Origin of the sequence: Corallococcus sp. CA041A (assembly GCF_003612075.1) — a bacterium.
Lineage (GTDB): Bacteria > Myxococcota > Myxococcia > Myxococcales > Myxococcaceae > Corallococcus > Corallococcus exiguus.
In genome coordinates this window covers 70,250-84,797 of the sequence record NZ_RAWF01000008.1, presented here as the reverse complement: position 1 = coordinate 84,797, position 14,548 = coordinate 70,250, and the positions used below count along the sequence as shown (strand labels likewise).

The following is a 14,548-nucleotide window of genomic DNA, read 5'->3' as shown; positions in this document are numbered from 1 at the left end:
CCCCCACCCAGACCTACCGGGTTTCCTGCCACCCACTCGGGAAACCACGAAAAACGTGCTGACACGGGCGGTGAATCACAGCTATTACGTAAGAATACCGTAGCGCTGTTTGGTTAGAGGGGCCCAATGGCGGAGGGAATGAGCGAGGCGGAGGCCACGCGGCGCGCGTTGGAGGCGTTGCCGGAGGGCCTTCGGGTGCGCTGGGTCCAGGAGGGCCGTGGGGCCTGGGTGCTGGGCTGTCAGGACTCGAGGCCGAACCTGCACGCGCCCCGGGGAGAGGACGTGCTCATCCAGGGCGAGCTGTGGCTGCTGGGCGCGCGCTACGTGGAGGGCGCGGTGCCGCGAGGCGCCCTGCAGGTGTGGCTGCTGGAAGGCCCCGTGCGGCACGTGCTGGCCTCTCGCGTGGCGGTGGGCGGCGAGGACCTGACGCTGGGGCTGGGGCCTCCTGGGGCGCGGGTGCCGTCGGCGCGCGTGGTGTGTCAGCGCGTGGAGTGGCGGCCGTACTCGGTCGCGAACGCGGCGCCGCTGGCGGCGGCCTTCGTGGACCTGTGGCGCGGCCTGGGCCGGGGCTCGCGGCTGGAGCGGCTGGGGCTGGATGTGGACGGCACGGTGGAGGGATGCGCGCGCGTGTCCCCCTTCGTGGAGGTGGAGGCGGACCGCAAGGGCAGCCGCCGCTCACCGACACGCCACCCGCTGCCCTCGTTCGAGGCGGCCACGGCGGACGTGCTGCGCGACTGCCGACTGTGGCTGCGCGCCACGGCGCACGCGCTGACCCGCGAGCCGCCCTTCCTGCGCGAGGTGTACCTGCCCTCCGGCGACGGTGAGCCCTTGCCGCCGCAGGCCACGGCCGCGAGGGAGTCCTTGAGCGCGCTGCTGGAGCGGCGGTTGCGCTGGGCGGAAGGGTGGCTGTCCCCGTCCTCGCTGCTGGAGCTGGAGGTGTCGCGCACGGTGCCCGAGCTCGTGGGCGCCGGGGCCTGCTGGCTCACCGCGCGCTTCGAGCAGGCCCAGACGGGCGGGATGGCCACCACCGTCACGCTGCTCGACACGCCCACCTTCTCCTCGGAGGTGCTGGCGCTCCTGCGCGGTTGGGCCCAGGCCACGGCGCTGGGGCGCGGCGCGGTGGTGCGCGGCCTGTTGCCCGTGGAGTGAGGCGGTTTCATCCCTCGGGTCTCGTACCCGGGGGGAGGGCGTTCAGCCAGGCGGCCCTGGCACCCGGCTTCCGCGTCCACACCTTGCCCCCGTCAAACGTTCATCCGCGAAGGCGGGGGAGGCAGGGCCCATGAGCAAGACGAATTGGAAGGCGCGGGCGGTGACAGCGGCGGTCGTGACGGGGCTGATGGGCTTCTCGGCCCACGCCAACGACGAGGAGACCAAGCAGCAAAAGCACGAGACGAAGCAGGGCAAGGCCGTGGGTGAGGCGGCCGCGAAGCGCGTGCAGTACGTGGGCAAGCTGGCCGTCTTCAACAACCGCCAGATCAAACTGGCGCGGCTCGCGGAGCAGCAGGCGACGGATCCGCAGGTGAAGGAGTTCGCCACCAAGCTGCGCGAGGACCACGAGAACAGCCAGAGCCAGCTGCGCACCTGGGCCGAGCAGAAGAAGATGCAGGTCAGTGCCCTCAGCGACAGCAACGTCACCTCCGAGGACCAGACGGGCACGGGCGGCTCCGGCGTCCAGCAGGGCTACCAGGAGAAGATGAAGGGCACCGGCGAGAAGCTGGGCAAGGCCATCGACGAGTCGAACGAGGAGATCACCAAGCTCCAGGCGAAGGAGGGCCCCGAGTTCGACAAGGCCTTCCTGTCGCGCATCGCGGAGGACCAGAAGAAGGGCATGGACGTCCTCAAGGAGGGCCGCAAGGAGTACAAGAACGACGCCAGCTTCCTGGCGCTCCTGAGCGACACCGAGAGCGTCGTCGCCCGCAACGAGACGAAGGCGAAGGAGCTCGAGAAGCAGATGAAGAAGTAGGGCCCGCGTGTGTAGCGCGGTGGGCGTCGGGCCGACGGGCCGGTTGACTCGGCCGGGTCCGGCGCCTATCCCCTGCGGATGCGCACGGCACTCGCGGCGATGGGAGTGACACTCGGGGGACTGCTGAGCGCGTGCCTTGCGTCCGCGCCAGTGGCCCCCGCGGTCCCCTCCGAGGGCGTGACGCCCGCGGGCCCCTTCGTCGAAGACGCGCGCCCCCTCTTCGAAGGCTGTGTCCCCATCCCGGACAGCGCCACGTCGCGCACGTACCGCTGCGGCTCGCTCTCCGTGTGGCTGCACGAACAGCCCGGGCGGAGCGAGGCGCAGGCCGTGGACGCCGGCCGTGCCCGCGTCCAGGCGCGGCTCGGCTCGAACCTCACGGAAGCCCGAGGCGAGCTGCCGCTCGGTGGACAGCCGCACCCGTCCCTGCGCTTCGAACGGTGCTCCGGGGAGAACGCCTGCACGGTGGGCGGCTACGTCACGGCGGTGACGCCCTCCGCGGGCCACGTGCGGCAACTGGGCTGCGTGGCGCGCGACGACGTCCGCGCGGGGCTGGGCCGGTGTCTGGAATTGTTCGCGTACCTGGCCACGCGGGGCAATCCGGAGGGCGACACGCTGTCGCCATCAGCGCTCGTCATGCCACCCCGGTTTCCGTGGCGGGTGCTGTTCGTACCGGAGGGCTGCGAGGTCGCGGACTCGACGACGCGCGCGGGGCGGATCCGCTGTGACGCGTCCACCTTCTCCTGGAGCATCTTCTGGCCGGTGGCGCCGGGCGCGGGCCAGGTGGAGCGCTGGCGCGACCGGAGCGCGGAGGAATTGCGCGACGCGCTCCCGGGGGCCGGCCCGGTGGAGGTGCTCGACTGCTACGTGGAGGGCCAGGCCACGCGCTGCGTCCGCTTCACCGCGCCCGCGCAGGAGGGTGGCGGTGACGTCCAGGTCTGGACCGGCGGCGTGAATTACAAGGGCTGGGGCCTGTTCGCGGCGTGCAGCCTCCCGGCGGGTGCGCTCTTCCCTTTTCCGACCACCTGCAACGGCGTGTTCGCTCCGCGCTGAAGGGACGTGGCGTTCGTGTTCCTCCTGGAAGGAGTGTCCAAGCGCTTCGGTGCCGCGCAGGCCCTGCACCCGCTGGACTTGAGTCTGCCCAAGGGCGCCACCACGGTGCTCATCGGCCCCAGCGGCTGTGGGAAATCCACGCTGCTGCGGCTGCTCAACGGCCTGCTCCGGCCCGAGACCGGCCGCGTGCTCTTCGATGGACAACCCCTGCCGGAGGACGCGGACGCATTGCTCGCCGTGCGCCAACGCGTGGGCTACGCGCTCCAGGGCGGAGGCCTGTTCCCGCACCTCACCGGCGCGCGGAACGTCACGTTGATGGCGCGGCACCTGCGCTGGCCGGAGGCGCGGATCCGCGAGCGACTGACGCAATTGATGGACCTGACGCGCTTCCCGGAGGATGCGCTGGAGCGCTTCCCGGGAGAGCTCTCCGGAGGCCAGCGGCAGCGCGTGGCATTGATGCGCGCGCTGATGCTGGACCCGGACGTGCTGCTGCTGGATGAACCCCTGGGCGCGTTGGATCCGCTGGTGCGCCATGACCTCCAGACGGACCTGCGCGGCATCTTCGAGCGGCTGGGCAAGACGGTGGTGCTCGTCACGCACGACCTGGCGGAAGCGGCCTTCCTGGGAGACGGCATCGTGCTGATGCGCGATGGCCAGGTGGTGCAGCAGGGCACGCTGGACGAGATGGAGGCGCGTCCTACGGATCCGTTCGTCACGCGCTTCATCCAGGCGCAGCGCCCGCTGCCCCTGCGGAGGCCGGGATGATGCGCGCGCTGTGGCTGGCGTGGCTGCTGTTGCTCACCGTCGCGTGCACGAGCACTGAAGGTGGCGGGCCCCAGGTGCGCGTGGGGTCCAAGAAGTTCACCGAGTCCGTCATCCTCGGGGACATGGTGACGCAGGTGGCGGAGCACGCGGGCGCGCGGGCCTCGCACCGGCGCGAGCTGGGCGGCACCACGGTGTTGTGGGAGGCGCTGCGCCGGGGCGAGCTGGACGTCTATCCCGAGTACACCGGCACGCTGAGGCAGGAGTTGCTCGTGGGGCGCGCGCTGCCGGACGACGATGCGCTGAGGAAGGCGCTCGCGGACGAAGGCCTGCGGATGAGCGCGTCGCTGGGCTTCAACAACACCTACGCGCTGGGCATGAAGGAGGCGGAGGCCGAGCGGTTGGGCATCCGCCGCATCTCCGACTTGAAGGCGCACCCGGAGCTGCGCGTGGGCTTCAGCAACGAGTTCATGCAGCGGGGCGACGGCTGGCCCGCGCTGCGCGACGCATACGGCCTGCCCCAGCGCGACGTGCGCGGCCTGGACCACGACCTGGCGTACCGGGGCATGGAGAGCGGCGCCATCCAGCTCACGGACCTGTACTCCACGGACGCGGAGATCGCCGCCTACGGGCTGCGCGTGCTGGAGGACGACCGGCACCACTTCCCCGCGTACGACGCCGTGCTCCTCTATCGCGCGGACCTGGAGACGCGAGCGCCTCAAGTGGTCCAGGCGCTGCGCCGGCTGGAGGGCTCGCTGACGGAAGCGGAGATGGTGCAGCTCAACGCCCGCGCGCGGCTGGAGCACGTGCCGGAGGCCCAGGTGGCGGCGGACTTCCTCCAGGCTTCATTGGGCCTGACGACGGAGGTGCACACGGACGGGCGGGGTGCGCGCATCTGGCAGCGCACGCGCGAGCACCTGTTCCTCGTGGGGCTGTCGCTGATGGCGGCCATCGCGCTGGCCATCCCGCTGGGCGTGGTGGCCGCGCGCCGTCCACGCCTGGGGCAGGGCGTGCTCGGCCTGTCGAGCGTCATCCAGACGGTGCCGTCGCTGGCGCTGCTGGTGTTCATGATTCCGCTGCTGGGCATCGGCTCGAAGCCTGCCATCGCGGCGCTGTTCCTCTACAGCCTGTTGCCCATCGTGCGGAACACGGCGGCGGGGCTGCAGGGCATCCCGTGGGAGGTGCGCGAATCCGCGGAGGCGCTCGGCCTGCCCTCCGGCGCGAGGCTGTGGCGCATCGAGCTGCCCATGGCGGCGGCGTCCATCCTCGCGGGCATCCAGACGGCGGCGGTCATCAACGTGGGCACCGCCACGCTGGGCGCGCTGGTGGGCGCGGGCGGCTACGGCCAGCCCATCCTCACCGGCATCCGCCTGGACGACGTGGGGCTCATCCTGGAGGGCGCGGTGCCTGCGGCGGTGCTCGCGCTCGCGGTCAGCGGCCTCTTCGAAGCGGTGGCCCGGGTGCTGGTACCCCGGGGCCTGCGCGGCTGAGCGCTACACCGGCTCCACGCGGGAGGCGGGCTCGGGAGCGGGCTCCAGGCGCGGCGCGTCCTCCGCGAGCCCCGCCGCGCACAGCCGCACCACGCACATCCACACGCAGTCCGCGAGCAGCAGGTGCACCAGCTGCATCGTCACCGGCGCCAGCAGCACCAGGTTGATGATGCCCGCGCACAGCTGCGCCACGTACATGGCGGTGAGCCACGTGGACGCGCGCCGCACGTCCGGCGAGGGCCGCAGCCGCGCCACCTGACGGCCGCCGAACACCAGCAGCGCGCCCATGGCCACCGCGATGGCCGGGTGGAACATGCGCAGGCGCAAGAGCACGTGCGCCGTCTCCGACAGGTCCTGCTCGAAGCCGTGCGTGAGGCTGGTGGCGGGGAAGAGCGTGTCGCCCAGCGCGGCCACCGCGCCGCTGACGCCCAGCACCAGCATGCCGACGATGCTCCCGCCCAGCAGCGCGCCCACGACGCCCTGGCCCTGGAGCACCATGCGCGCACGGCCCTTGGAGGCCCACACCACCAGCGTCTGCGCGCCCACCAGGAGGAAGGTGTTGGTCAGGTGCACGCCCATCCACACCGCGCGGCCCAGGCGCGCGTCCTGCGCCACGTACTTGAGCAACACGATGCCCGCGCCCACCAGGCCTTCGGTGAGCATGAACACCAGCGCCCAGAACGCCGCGCGGCGGCCCGGGTGGCCCTTGGGGAACTCGCGGCGGCCCCAGACGTAGAGGACGACGGCGAGCACCGTGGCCAGGCCGCTGGTGACACGGTGGGTGTACTCGATGAGGGTCTGGAGGGTGGGGGCGCGCGGCAGCACCTCGCCGTTGCAGACGGGCCAGTGGTCGCCGCAGCCCGCGCCGGAACCGGTGGCGCGCACGAACGCGCCCCAGAGGATGACGCCCAGGCTGTAGAGGAGCACGCCCATGCTGAACCACTGGAAGCGGCGGGTCGCGGCGGTGGGAAGGGTCATCGTGTCCTCCCAGTACCGCATCCGTTTGCAGGGGACCACCGCGTGACCGTGTCCGCCTGGCCGCCGCGCGCCAATGGCTCAACACCTGCGCTTATGGGGCCACCCACGACAGTCCCCAACCCCGGGGGAAGTTGTTAGCGTCACCTCGTGCCCCGAGACCGCGAAGCGCCCCCTGCCTCCTCGCCCCCTCACGACGCGGCCGAGCGCCTGCGCCGGCTGGAAGCGGCCATCGAGGAGGGGCGCGCGCGCAAGGACGCGGCCCTGGAGGCGTGGGTGCGCCGGATGGGCCGCCTGCCCACCGAGAAGGAGCGCGACCGCTGGGAACGGGAGTGGGAGCGCGGCGCGGAGCGGGAGCGCCAGCGGTGGGAGAAGCAGTGGGAGCGCGAGTCGAAGGACGCCCTGCGCCGCGCGGAGCGGCATGCCAAACGCGACGCGTACATCGCGCAGCAGCAGGCGCACCGCGATGCGAAGCGTGCGGAAAAGGCGGCTCGGGAGGAGGCCTCGCGCAACCCCGTGGTGGGCGTGGGGCAGCTCGTCGTCGCGCTGGCGTGCGTGGCCACGGTGGTGCGTTTTCCGCATCAGTACTGGTGGCTGCTGTTCGTGGCGCTCGGCTTCTTCAAGGGGGCCGCGAAGCACCTGCGCGCGCGCAACAACCCCCTGCTGACGCGCGTGGAGGAACCGCCCGCGCCGGTGCTGCCCCAGGCGAAGGTGCCGGAGGCGCCGGTGGATCCGCGCCTGACGCGCGTGGACGCCGTCTGCGAGAAGCTGCTCGCGGAGCTGCGAGCGGGGAAGGGCGTGTTGCAGGAGATGGTGCGCTCGCCGGAGCGCACCGTGCAGGACCTGCGCAAGAGCTGCCACGAGCTCGTCCGCCGCGAACGAGAGCTGCGCACGGTGGCGCCGCCGGAGGACGTGCAGCGGCTGGCGGACGAGCGCAAGAAGCTGGAGACGCGCTGGGCCGCGGAGGAGGACGTGGTGGTGCGCGACCGGCTGCGCGCGGCGTTGCAGGTGCTGGATGAACAGGTGCGCCAGCGCGCGGAGCTGACGAAGGCGGCGGACCGGCTGGAGGCCGAGTTCACGCGGCTCGCGTACACCCTGGAGAACCTCTACGCCCAGGTGCTGCGGGTGCGCTCGGCGGACGCGGCGGACGCGGACGTGGCCGGCGCGGGCCTGCGCCACAGCGTGGAGCAGCTGGGCGCGGAGGTGGACGCCGTGACGTCCGCGCTGGAAGAGGTGCACGGCGCGCCCGTGGATGGCCGGGTGCGTACGCGCTGACGGACGGGGCGGAGCTATTCGCCCGCGTGCTTTGACGGTGGCGGTGCGCCGGATGCGCCGGTGATGCGGACGGTCTTCGCGTTGACGAACTCGCGGATGCCCAGGTCGGCCAGCTCGCGGCCGTGGCCGGAGTGCTTCACGCCGCCGAAGGGCAGGCGCGCGTCGGATGCGACGAGCGCGTTGACGAACACCATGCCGGCCTCGACGCCGTCGATGAGCCGGCGCTGTTCGTTCGCGTCCTGGGTCCACACGCTGGCGCCCAGGCCGAAGGGTGTCGCGTTGGCCAGCTCGATGGCGTGCTCCAGGTCGCGGGCGCGCAGCAGCGTGGCCACGGGGCCGAAGAGTTCGTCATGGAAGGCGGGGGCCTTCGGCGGCGGATCCGCCAGGACGGTGGGCGGGTAGAAGTTGCCGGGACCGCCCTGGGGCTTGCCGCCGAGCAGCAGCCGGGTGCCGGCCTTCACGCTCTCCTGCACCTGGGCGTGCAGCCCTTCGAGGATGCCGGGCGTGGCGAGCGGACCGACATCGGTCTTCGGATCCATGGGGTCACCGACCACCATGCTCTTCATGCGTTCGACGAAGCGGCGTTCGAACTCCTGGGCGATGGGTTCGGCGACGATGAAGCGCTTGGCGGCGATGCAGGACTGGCCGTTGTTGATGAGGCGCGCGGACACGGCGGTGTGCACGGCCTTGTCCAGGTCCGCGCTGGGCATGACGATGAACGGGTCGCTGCCGCCCAGCTCCAGGACGACCTTCTTGATGGCACGGCCCGCGGCGGCGCCGACAGCGCGTCCAGCGCCCTCGCTGCCGGTGAGGGTGATGGCCTTCACGCGAGGGTCTTCGATGACGCGGTTCACCTCCGACGTCTCGATGAACAGCGATTGGAAGGCGCCTTCAGGGAAGCCGGCGGTGCGGAAGATTTCCTCGAGTGCGATGGCGCATTGGGGCACGTTGCTGGCGTGTTTGAGGAGGCCCACGTTGCCGGCCATGAGGGCGGGGGCGGCGAAGCGCACGACCTGCCAGAAGGGGAAGTTCCACGGCATGATGGCGAGGACGGGGCCCAGGGGCTGGTAGCGCACGAAGGCGGTGTCGCCATCCACGTCGATGGGCGTGTCGCGCAGGAGCTTCTCCGCGCGGGTGACGTAGTAGCGGCACGCGGTGGCGCTCTTGATGGACTCGGCCTTGGCGGCCTCCAGGGGCTTGCCCATCTCCTCCGTCATCATGCGGCCGAAGCGGCCGGCTTCGACTTCGAGGATCTCAGCGGCGCGGCGCATCCAGCGGGCACGGTCGGCGAAGGACGTCTCGCGGTAGGAGCGGAACGTATCCGCGGCCCGTTGCAGCTTGCGCTCCAGTTCCTCGGACGAGAGCACGTCGAACGTGCGCAGCGTCTTGCCGGTGGTGGGGCTGATGGTGGCGATGGCCATGTGCGGGTGCCTCCCGGTGAGAACGTCACCGGGTGATAACAGGCCACGCTCCCGTGACAATGCCTCCGGAGTCCGAGCGTCCAGGGGCGTACGCCGCGAGACCGCGACTCAGGACTCCAGGACGGTGGGTGACAGTGCGTCCGACTGGAGCGCCGAGATGAAGGTGTCGAGGTCCTCCGCCAGGAAGTGGACGCTGTTCGTGCCCGGCCGGGCATGCGCGTCCCAGTAGAACACCTGGCCCGCAGTGGCGCCGGTCACGGACAGGCAGACCTTGTCCGCGCCTTCCGTCGTCGCGATGGGGAGCAGACCCGGCGGAATGCGATCCCGGAAGACCTCCAGGTTCCATTCCAGGTTGCAGGACTCGATGGGATCGTTGAGCCCGAAGAAGAAGTGGATCCGGCCGATGGGATTCCCCGGCAGGCCCTGGAGCTTGAAGAGGTCGCGCTCCGGCCGGCCTCCGTTGGTGGCCAGCAGGAACTCACGAAGCGGCAGTGGAAGCTTGAGCCTGAACCGCTGCTCGAACGCATCCAGGTCCGCGCTGCTCAGCAATGATCCACTTTGGGTCGTCCGCATGACCTCGGCCCCGCTTCAGCGTTCTCTCTTCTGCTCCAGTATCCTGCCGAAGGAACCATGACCTATCAGAACGAGTGGCGGCCCCGATTCCCCGTTCCGCCCCATACGGCCAGATACCTCGTGGAGGGCCGCCCGGTGTTGGTGGACGCCTTGAGCGTGCGCACCATGAACTTCAGCCAGCACTGGCGGACACCGGGCATCGTTGAGGTCCGTTACGAAGTCACCTTGCCTGGTGCCTACGCCGTGGCGCTGCTCGAACAGGACTGGGCCGATCTGGTGGAGGACTACCAGCGCTTCCCCGCGCCGGATGATCCATTGGATCAAGCGCTGCGTGCTCTCGACTGGCCCGAGCCGGCACGAGCGCTCGCGGACCCGGTGGCGGCCCCTCTGGTGCTCGACTCCTTCACTCACGAGTTGCTGTTGCGCTGGTTCGACGACGGCGTCCCTTCAGGTCCCGGCTTCGTGCTCAACACCGTCGATGCGTGCCGCATGGCCGGTGCCGACGTGTACCTCTCAGGCCTGGCAAGGCCCCATGTTCCCGACATGCCCTACGCCTATCAGGACGTCTGAGGAACGACCCATCGTCGTCTCTGCCCCGCACCCGTGACTGAATCATGACCGAACCACCGGGTGCCCACGGCCAACGGCATCCTGGCCCCGTGGTCCCATGGCTTCCGACTCGCAGTAGCTCGCGCGGAGGTTGTGCATGGGAATGGCCGTGGGAGGCAGGGGCGGAGTGAAGGCCGACATCAACGTCACCCCTTTGGTCGACGTGGTGCTCGTGCTGCTGATCATCTTCATGGTCGTGACCCCGCTGGCCCAGCAGGACAAGGACGTCACCCTGCCCACCGCCGCCCAGGGCGAGCCGCGCGAGAAGCCCGAGCCCCTGGTCTTCTCCCTCACCGCGGACAAGATGCTGTACGTCGGCAACGAGTCCTTCCCGGACGCCGCGCGCTTCCAGGAGCGCGTCCAGCAGGAGCTGCGCGCCCGTCCCGACCGCAAGCTGCTCCTCAAGGCCGATGAGACGCTCACCTGCGGCGACGTGCTCGGTGTGCTGCAACAGTCGCGGGACGCGGGTGCGCTGAAGGTGTCCCTGGGTGTCTCCATGAGGAAGAACTGAGGAGAATCGCCATGCACGCAAGACGCCCTGTCGTGGTGAAACCCCAATCCGGTATCCAGTCGGACATCAACGTCACGCCGCTCGTGGACGTGGTCCTCGTGCTGTTGATCATCTTCATGGTCGTGACCCCGCTCATGCGCGGCGAGCTCCAGCTCCAGCTCCCGTCCGCGCAGGCCACCCCGACCGAGGAGCCCCCGACGTCGAAGGAGCTGACCCCCGGCCTCGTGCGCCTCACCGCGGACGGCTCGCTCCTCCTGGAAGGCGAGCCCGTGAGCGAAGCCGAATTCGTGCCACGCCTGCGCGCCTTCCTGGAGGCCCGTCCCAATGGCCAGCGCGGCCTGTTCTTCCAGCCGGACGCGCGGGCCCCCTACACACGGCTCATCAGCGCCCTCGACGGCGCGAAGGCCGCCGGTGCTGAAGCGCTGGGCCTGTCCGTCCAGAACCCCTGAGCACCTGGAGCCTGCCCGACACTCGCCGCGAAAAGCCCGTGGCCAGCCCGCACCCGCTGTCCTAAGTCACGGTCATGTCACGAGGGCCATGGCGGTGGGTGTCGGGTTGGGACGTGATGGTGACGCGGCCCCTGGGGCTGCTGCTGCTCGTGGTCGCGTGCGTCCTGGGCTTCGTCGTCCTGTCGGATGAAGTGCATGAAGGCGACACGCAGGACATCGACGAGCGCATCGTGCGCTCCCTGCGTCGTCCCGAAGACCCAGGGCTCCCCCGAGGCCCGTGGTGGCTCGCGGAGACCGCGCGCGACGTGACGTCCCTGGGCGGCTTCCCCGTCCTGGCGCTCCTCACCGCGGCCGTGTGCGGCTTCCTCGTGGTGGCCCGCCGCTACCGCACCAGCCTCTTCGTGCTGTCCGCCATCGTCGGCGGGTGGATCCTCAACGCGCTGCTCAAGAACCTGTTCCACCGCCCGCGCCCCTCGGTGGTGCCCCACCTCACCGAGACGATGTCCACCAGCTTCCCCAGCGGTCACGCCATGCTGTCCGCCATCACCTACCTCACCCTGGGCGCGCTGCTGGCCCAGTTCGCCGAGCACCGCCGCGTGAAGGTCTACCTCCTCTCCGTGGCCCTGGTGCTCTCCGTCCTGGTGGGCTGCACCCGCGTGTACCTGGGCGTGCACTACCCCACGGATGTGCTCGGTGGCTGGGTGGCCGGGCTCGCGTGGGCCCTGTTCGTCACCGTCGCCGCCCGCACCGTGCGCCGCCGCAGCCCCGCCCTGCGGGAAGAGGCCCAGCGTCCCGTGGAATGAGCCTTGCGCCCACGGCCCCCAAGCGTGATGAAGGGGCCATCACTCTTTTCGAACCTCTCCCTGTGTCCCTCGTCCCCGTGAACGCCCGCCATCTCCTGCCACCCGCGAGGCGCGGATGATTCAAGCGTGGCTCTGGAAGCTGGGCCTGGGACGCGGCCGGGTGCACGTCTTCTACGACGAGGCCTACCGCCTTCCCCTCACCGGCATCGAGTCCTCCGTGGGCATCGAGCCGCGCGGCACCGACTTCACCACCTGGTACCTGCTGGAGGCCGGCGTGGTGCGCGCCGCGGACGTGCGCCACCCCGTGCCCGTGTCCTACGCGCAGCTCGCGCGCGTGCACGACGCCCGCTACCTGGAGTCCCTCTCCGACCCCGCGACGCTCGCGCGCATCTACGCCACCGACCCGTCGGAAGTGCCCGTGGACGCGCTCCTGGACAGCGTGCGGCTCGTGTGCGGCGGGACGTTGGGCGCGGCCCGGCTGGCGCTCGCGCGACAGGGGCCCGTGGTCAACATGGCCGGTGGCTTCCACCACGCGCGCCCGGACAAGGGCGGCGGCTTCTGCACCGTCAACGACATCGCGGTGTCCGTGGCGGACCTGCGCGCCTCCGGCTTCGACGGCTCCGTGGCCGTGCTGGACCTGGACGCGCACCCGCCGGACGGCACCGCCGCGTGCCTCGCCGGACAACCCAAGGCGTGGATCGGCTCCGTGTCCGGCAGCGACTGGGGCGTGCTGCCCCCCGGCGTGGATGAAACACGCGTGCCGGATGGCTGCGACGACGTCACCTACGTGCAGAAGGTGAAGGACCTGCTCGCGCGCATGCCCCGCTCGGACATCACCTTCGTCATCGCCGGCGGGGACGTGCTGTCCGGGGACCGCTTCGGGCGCGTGGGCATCACGCTCCAGGGGGCGCGCAAACGCGACGTGGCCATCGCCGCCGCGCTGCGAGGACAGGCCAGCGTGTGGCTGCCCGGGGGCGGCTACCACGCGGAGTCCTGGAAGCTGTTCGCGGGCACGGTGCTGGTGCTCGCGGGCCTGGGCCACCAGCGCATCACCGCGCGCTATGACCCGTTGAGCGCGCGCTTCCAGCGCATCGCGCACATGTTGGATCCGGAGAAGGCCAACACCGCCGGGAAGGCGCCGCACTGGGAGCCCTTCTCGCTGGAGGACCTGGAGGGCCCGCTGCGGCTGGGGCCGGAGGTGCAGCCACGCGTCCTGGGCCACTACACCGCGCAGGGCATCGAGTACGCGCTCTTCCGCTACGGCCTGCTGTCGTACGTGGAGCGCCTGGGCTACAGCCGCCTGCGCGTGCAGGTGGCCTCCACCGGCGGCACCGGCGACCGCATCATGGTGCTGGGCCACGCGGGCGGCCGCGAGCACCTGCTGTCGGACTCGGTGGTGGAGAAGAAGGAAATCCAGGGCGAGACCTTCCTCTTCGCCAACTGGCTGTCCCTGCGCCATCCCCGCGCGCGCTTCAGCGACAAGCGTCCGCAGCTGCCCGGCCAGGAGGTGCCCGGCCTGGGCCTGTCTCGCGAGACGACCGAGGTGCTGCTCGCCATGGCCCAGCGCCTGGGCCTGGCCGGCGTGGCCTTCCGGCCCATGTGGTACCACCTGGCCGTCGTCGCGCGCGGCCGCTTCCACTTCTCCACCCCGGAGCGCCAGGGCCGCTTCGAAGCGCTGATGCGCGACCTGTCCTCGCTGTCGCTCGTGGAGGCCACGCGCGCCGTGGCCGAAGGGCGCGTGCGCCTGGACGGCCAGCCGTACCCGTGGGAGCCGGACGACATGCTCTGCCACCTGACCCCCGTGTCCCTGGACGCGGAGGCCGTGGCGAAGGAGCGCGAGCGCTGCCACTTCACCGTGGTGCCCGCGTCCGGTTGAAGCGGGGCCCGTGGTAGGTCAGGACACGTGGACCTGAACGCGCAACGCCGTGAACAACACAAGCTGCGGCTGTCGTGGATGCCGTGGCTCTACTTCAGTCTCAAGCCGCGCCACCGCGAGTGGGCGGAGGCCTGGCAGCGCGAGGTGCAGGACCGCCTGCGCGAGCTGGAGACAGTTGATATCGCCGAAGGATGTTTCATTGCCCCGGAGGCGCGCATCTTCGCGGAGCCCGGCCGCACCGTGCGCATCGGGCCGGGGTGCAGCATTGGCGCGGACGTCTTCGTGCACGGGCCCGTGGTGCTGGAGTCGCGCGTCAGCCTCAACGCGCGCGTCAGCCTGGACGGCGGCACTTGCGGCGTCCGCATCGGCGAAGGCAGTCGCATCGCCACCGGCGCCACGCTCTATGCCTTCGACCATGGCCTCGCGCCGGATCGCCCCGTGCGCGAGCAGCCCGTCACCTCGAAGGGCATCGTGATTGGCCAGGACGTCTGGGTGGGCGCCAACGCGGGTATCACCGACGGTGTCACCGTGGGCGACCACGCGGTGATTGGAATGGGCGCCGTCGTCACCCGCGACGTGCCCCCGTGGGCCATCGTTGGTGGCGTGCCTGCACGCCTGCTTGGGGATCGCCGTCAACGCCCCCGTTCCGGAATTCCCGGGGGCTGGGAGCCTCCCGACTCCGAGGGAAACCCCTGAGTCCAGGGTGGGTCCATTGACTTTGAAACATTCGAGCGCCCTATGCTTCGGGCCGCGGTGAGACGGAGAGAGGGGTCGGGCCCGGACGCACCGGG

General features: G+C 70.9%; 15 protein-coding genes. 12 read left to right on the top strand and 3 right to left on the bottom strand.

Annotation, left to right across the window (positions count from 1 at the left end; translation table 11 throughout):
* Nucleotides 1-126 precede the first annotated feature (126 nt).
* From D7V77_RS02805 to D7V77_RS02785, 5 genes are all read left to right on the top strand, one after another.
* Entirely contained in the window at nt 127-1,149 is a 1,023-nt protein-coding gene (locus D7V77_RS02805; RefSeq protein WP_120574723.1) for a hypothetical protein, read from the top strand.
* Nucleotides 1,150-1,279: 130 nt separating this feature from the next.
* Complete coding sequence (locus D7V77_RS02800) at nt 1,280-1,963, top strand: DUF4142 domain-containing protein (protein ID WP_120574722.1); 684 nt, start codon at nt 1,280-1,282, stop codon at nt 1,961-1,963.
* 150 nt (nt 1,964-2,113) lie between these two features.
* On the top strand, nt 2,114-3,013 hold the full coding sequence (locus D7V77_RS02795) for a hypothetical protein (RefSeq protein WP_199733723.1): 900 nt from the start codon (nt 2,114-2,116) through the stop codon (nt 3,011-3,013).
* 15 nt (nt 3,014-3,028) lie between these two features.
* Nucleotides 3,029-3,778: an ATP-binding cassette domain-containing protein gene (locus D7V77_RS02790; RefSeq protein WP_120574732.1), complete on the top strand. Its 750-nt coding sequence runs from the start codon at nt 3,029-3,031 to the stop codon at nt 3,776-3,778.
* A complete protein-coding gene (locus D7V77_RS02785) occupies nt 3,778-5,265 on the top strand; it encodes a glycine betaine ABC transporter substrate-binding protein (RefSeq protein WP_120574721.1) in 1,488 nt (495 codons plus the stop codon). Before D7V77_RS02790 ends, D7V77_RS02785 begins: the two co-directional genes overlap by 1 nt.
* 3 nt (nt 5,266-5,268) lie before the next feature.
* On the opposite strand, the gene D7V77_RS02780 is transcribed toward D7V77_RS02785, so the two are convergent.
* Complete coding sequence (locus tag D7V77_RS02780) at nt 5,269-6,243, bottom strand: COX15/CtaA family protein (protein ID WP_120574731.1); 975 nt, start codon at nt 6,241-6,243, stop codon at nt 5,269-5,271.
* Nucleotides 6,244-6,390: 147 nt separating this feature from the next.
* Here D7V77_RS02780 and D7V77_RS02775 point away from each other — a divergent pair, with 147 nt between their 5' ends.
* Nucleotides 6,391-7,515, top strand: a complete 1,125-nt coding sequence (locus D7V77_RS02775; RefSeq protein ID WP_120574720.1) for a hypothetical protein — start codon at nt 6,391-6,393, stop codon at nt 7,513-7,515.
* A 14-nt stretch (nt 7,516-7,529) separates the two neighbouring features.
* Here D7V77_RS02775 and D7V77_RS02770 read toward each other — a convergent pair whose 3' ends face one another.
* Nucleotides 7,530-8,936: an NAD-dependent succinate-semialdehyde dehydrogenase gene (locus D7V77_RS02770; protein WP_120574719.1), complete on the bottom strand. Its 1,407-nt coding sequence runs from the start codon at nt 8,934-8,936 to the stop codon at nt 7,530-7,532.
* Between the two features lie 108 nt (nt 8,937-9,044).
* Nucleotides 9,045-9,509: an SMI1/KNR4 family protein gene (locus tag D7V77_RS02765; protein WP_120574718.1), complete on the bottom strand. Its 465-nt coding sequence runs from the start codon at nt 9,507-9,509 to the stop codon at nt 9,045-9,047.
* A 57-nt stretch (nt 9,510-9,566) separates the two neighbouring features.
* Here D7V77_RS02765 and D7V77_RS02760 point away from each other — a divergent pair, with 57 nt between their 5' ends.
* From D7V77_RS02760 to D7V77_RS02735, 6 genes are all read left to right on the top strand, one after another.
* Nucleotides 9,567-10,079, top strand: coding sequence for a hypothetical protein (locus D7V77_RS02760; RefSeq protein ID WP_120574717.1), 513 nt, complete (start codon nt 9,567-9,569; stop codon nt 10,077-10,079).
* A 136-nt stretch (nt 10,080-10,215) separates the two neighbouring features.
* Nucleotides 10,216-10,629 carry a biopolymer transporter ExbD gene (locus D7V77_RS02755; protein ID WP_120574716.1) on the top strand — a complete coding sequence of 138 codons (414 nt, stop codon included), beginning with the start codon at nt 10,216-10,218 and terminating at the stop codon, nt 10,627-10,629.
* A gap of 11 nt (nt 10,630-10,640) precedes the next feature.
* Nucleotides 10,641-11,078 (top strand): biopolymer transporter ExbD, encoded by a 438-nt coding sequence (locus D7V77_RS02750; RefSeq protein ID WP_120574715.1) that lies wholly within the window; start codon nt 10,641-10,643, stop codon nt 11,076-11,078.
* A 74-nt stretch (nt 11,079-11,152) separates the two neighbouring features.
* Nucleotides 11,153-11,881, top strand: a complete 729-nt coding sequence (locus tag D7V77_RS02745) for a phosphatase PAP2 family protein (protein ID WP_120574714.1) — start codon at nt 11,153-11,155, stop codon at nt 11,879-11,881.
* 115 nt (nt 11,882-11,996) lie between these two features.
* Nucleotides 11,997-13,757, top strand: a complete 1,761-nt coding sequence (locus D7V77_RS02740) for a histone deacetylase (protein WP_120574713.1) — start codon at nt 11,997-11,999, stop codon at nt 13,755-13,757.
* Nucleotides 13,758-13,784: 27 nt separating this feature from the next.
* Nucleotides 13,785-14,453, top strand: coding sequence for a DapH/DapD/GlmU-related protein (locus D7V77_RS02735; protein WP_120574712.1), 669 nt, complete (start codon nt 13,785-13,787; stop codon nt 14,451-14,453).
* Nucleotides 14,454-14,548 lie beyond the last annotated feature (95 nt).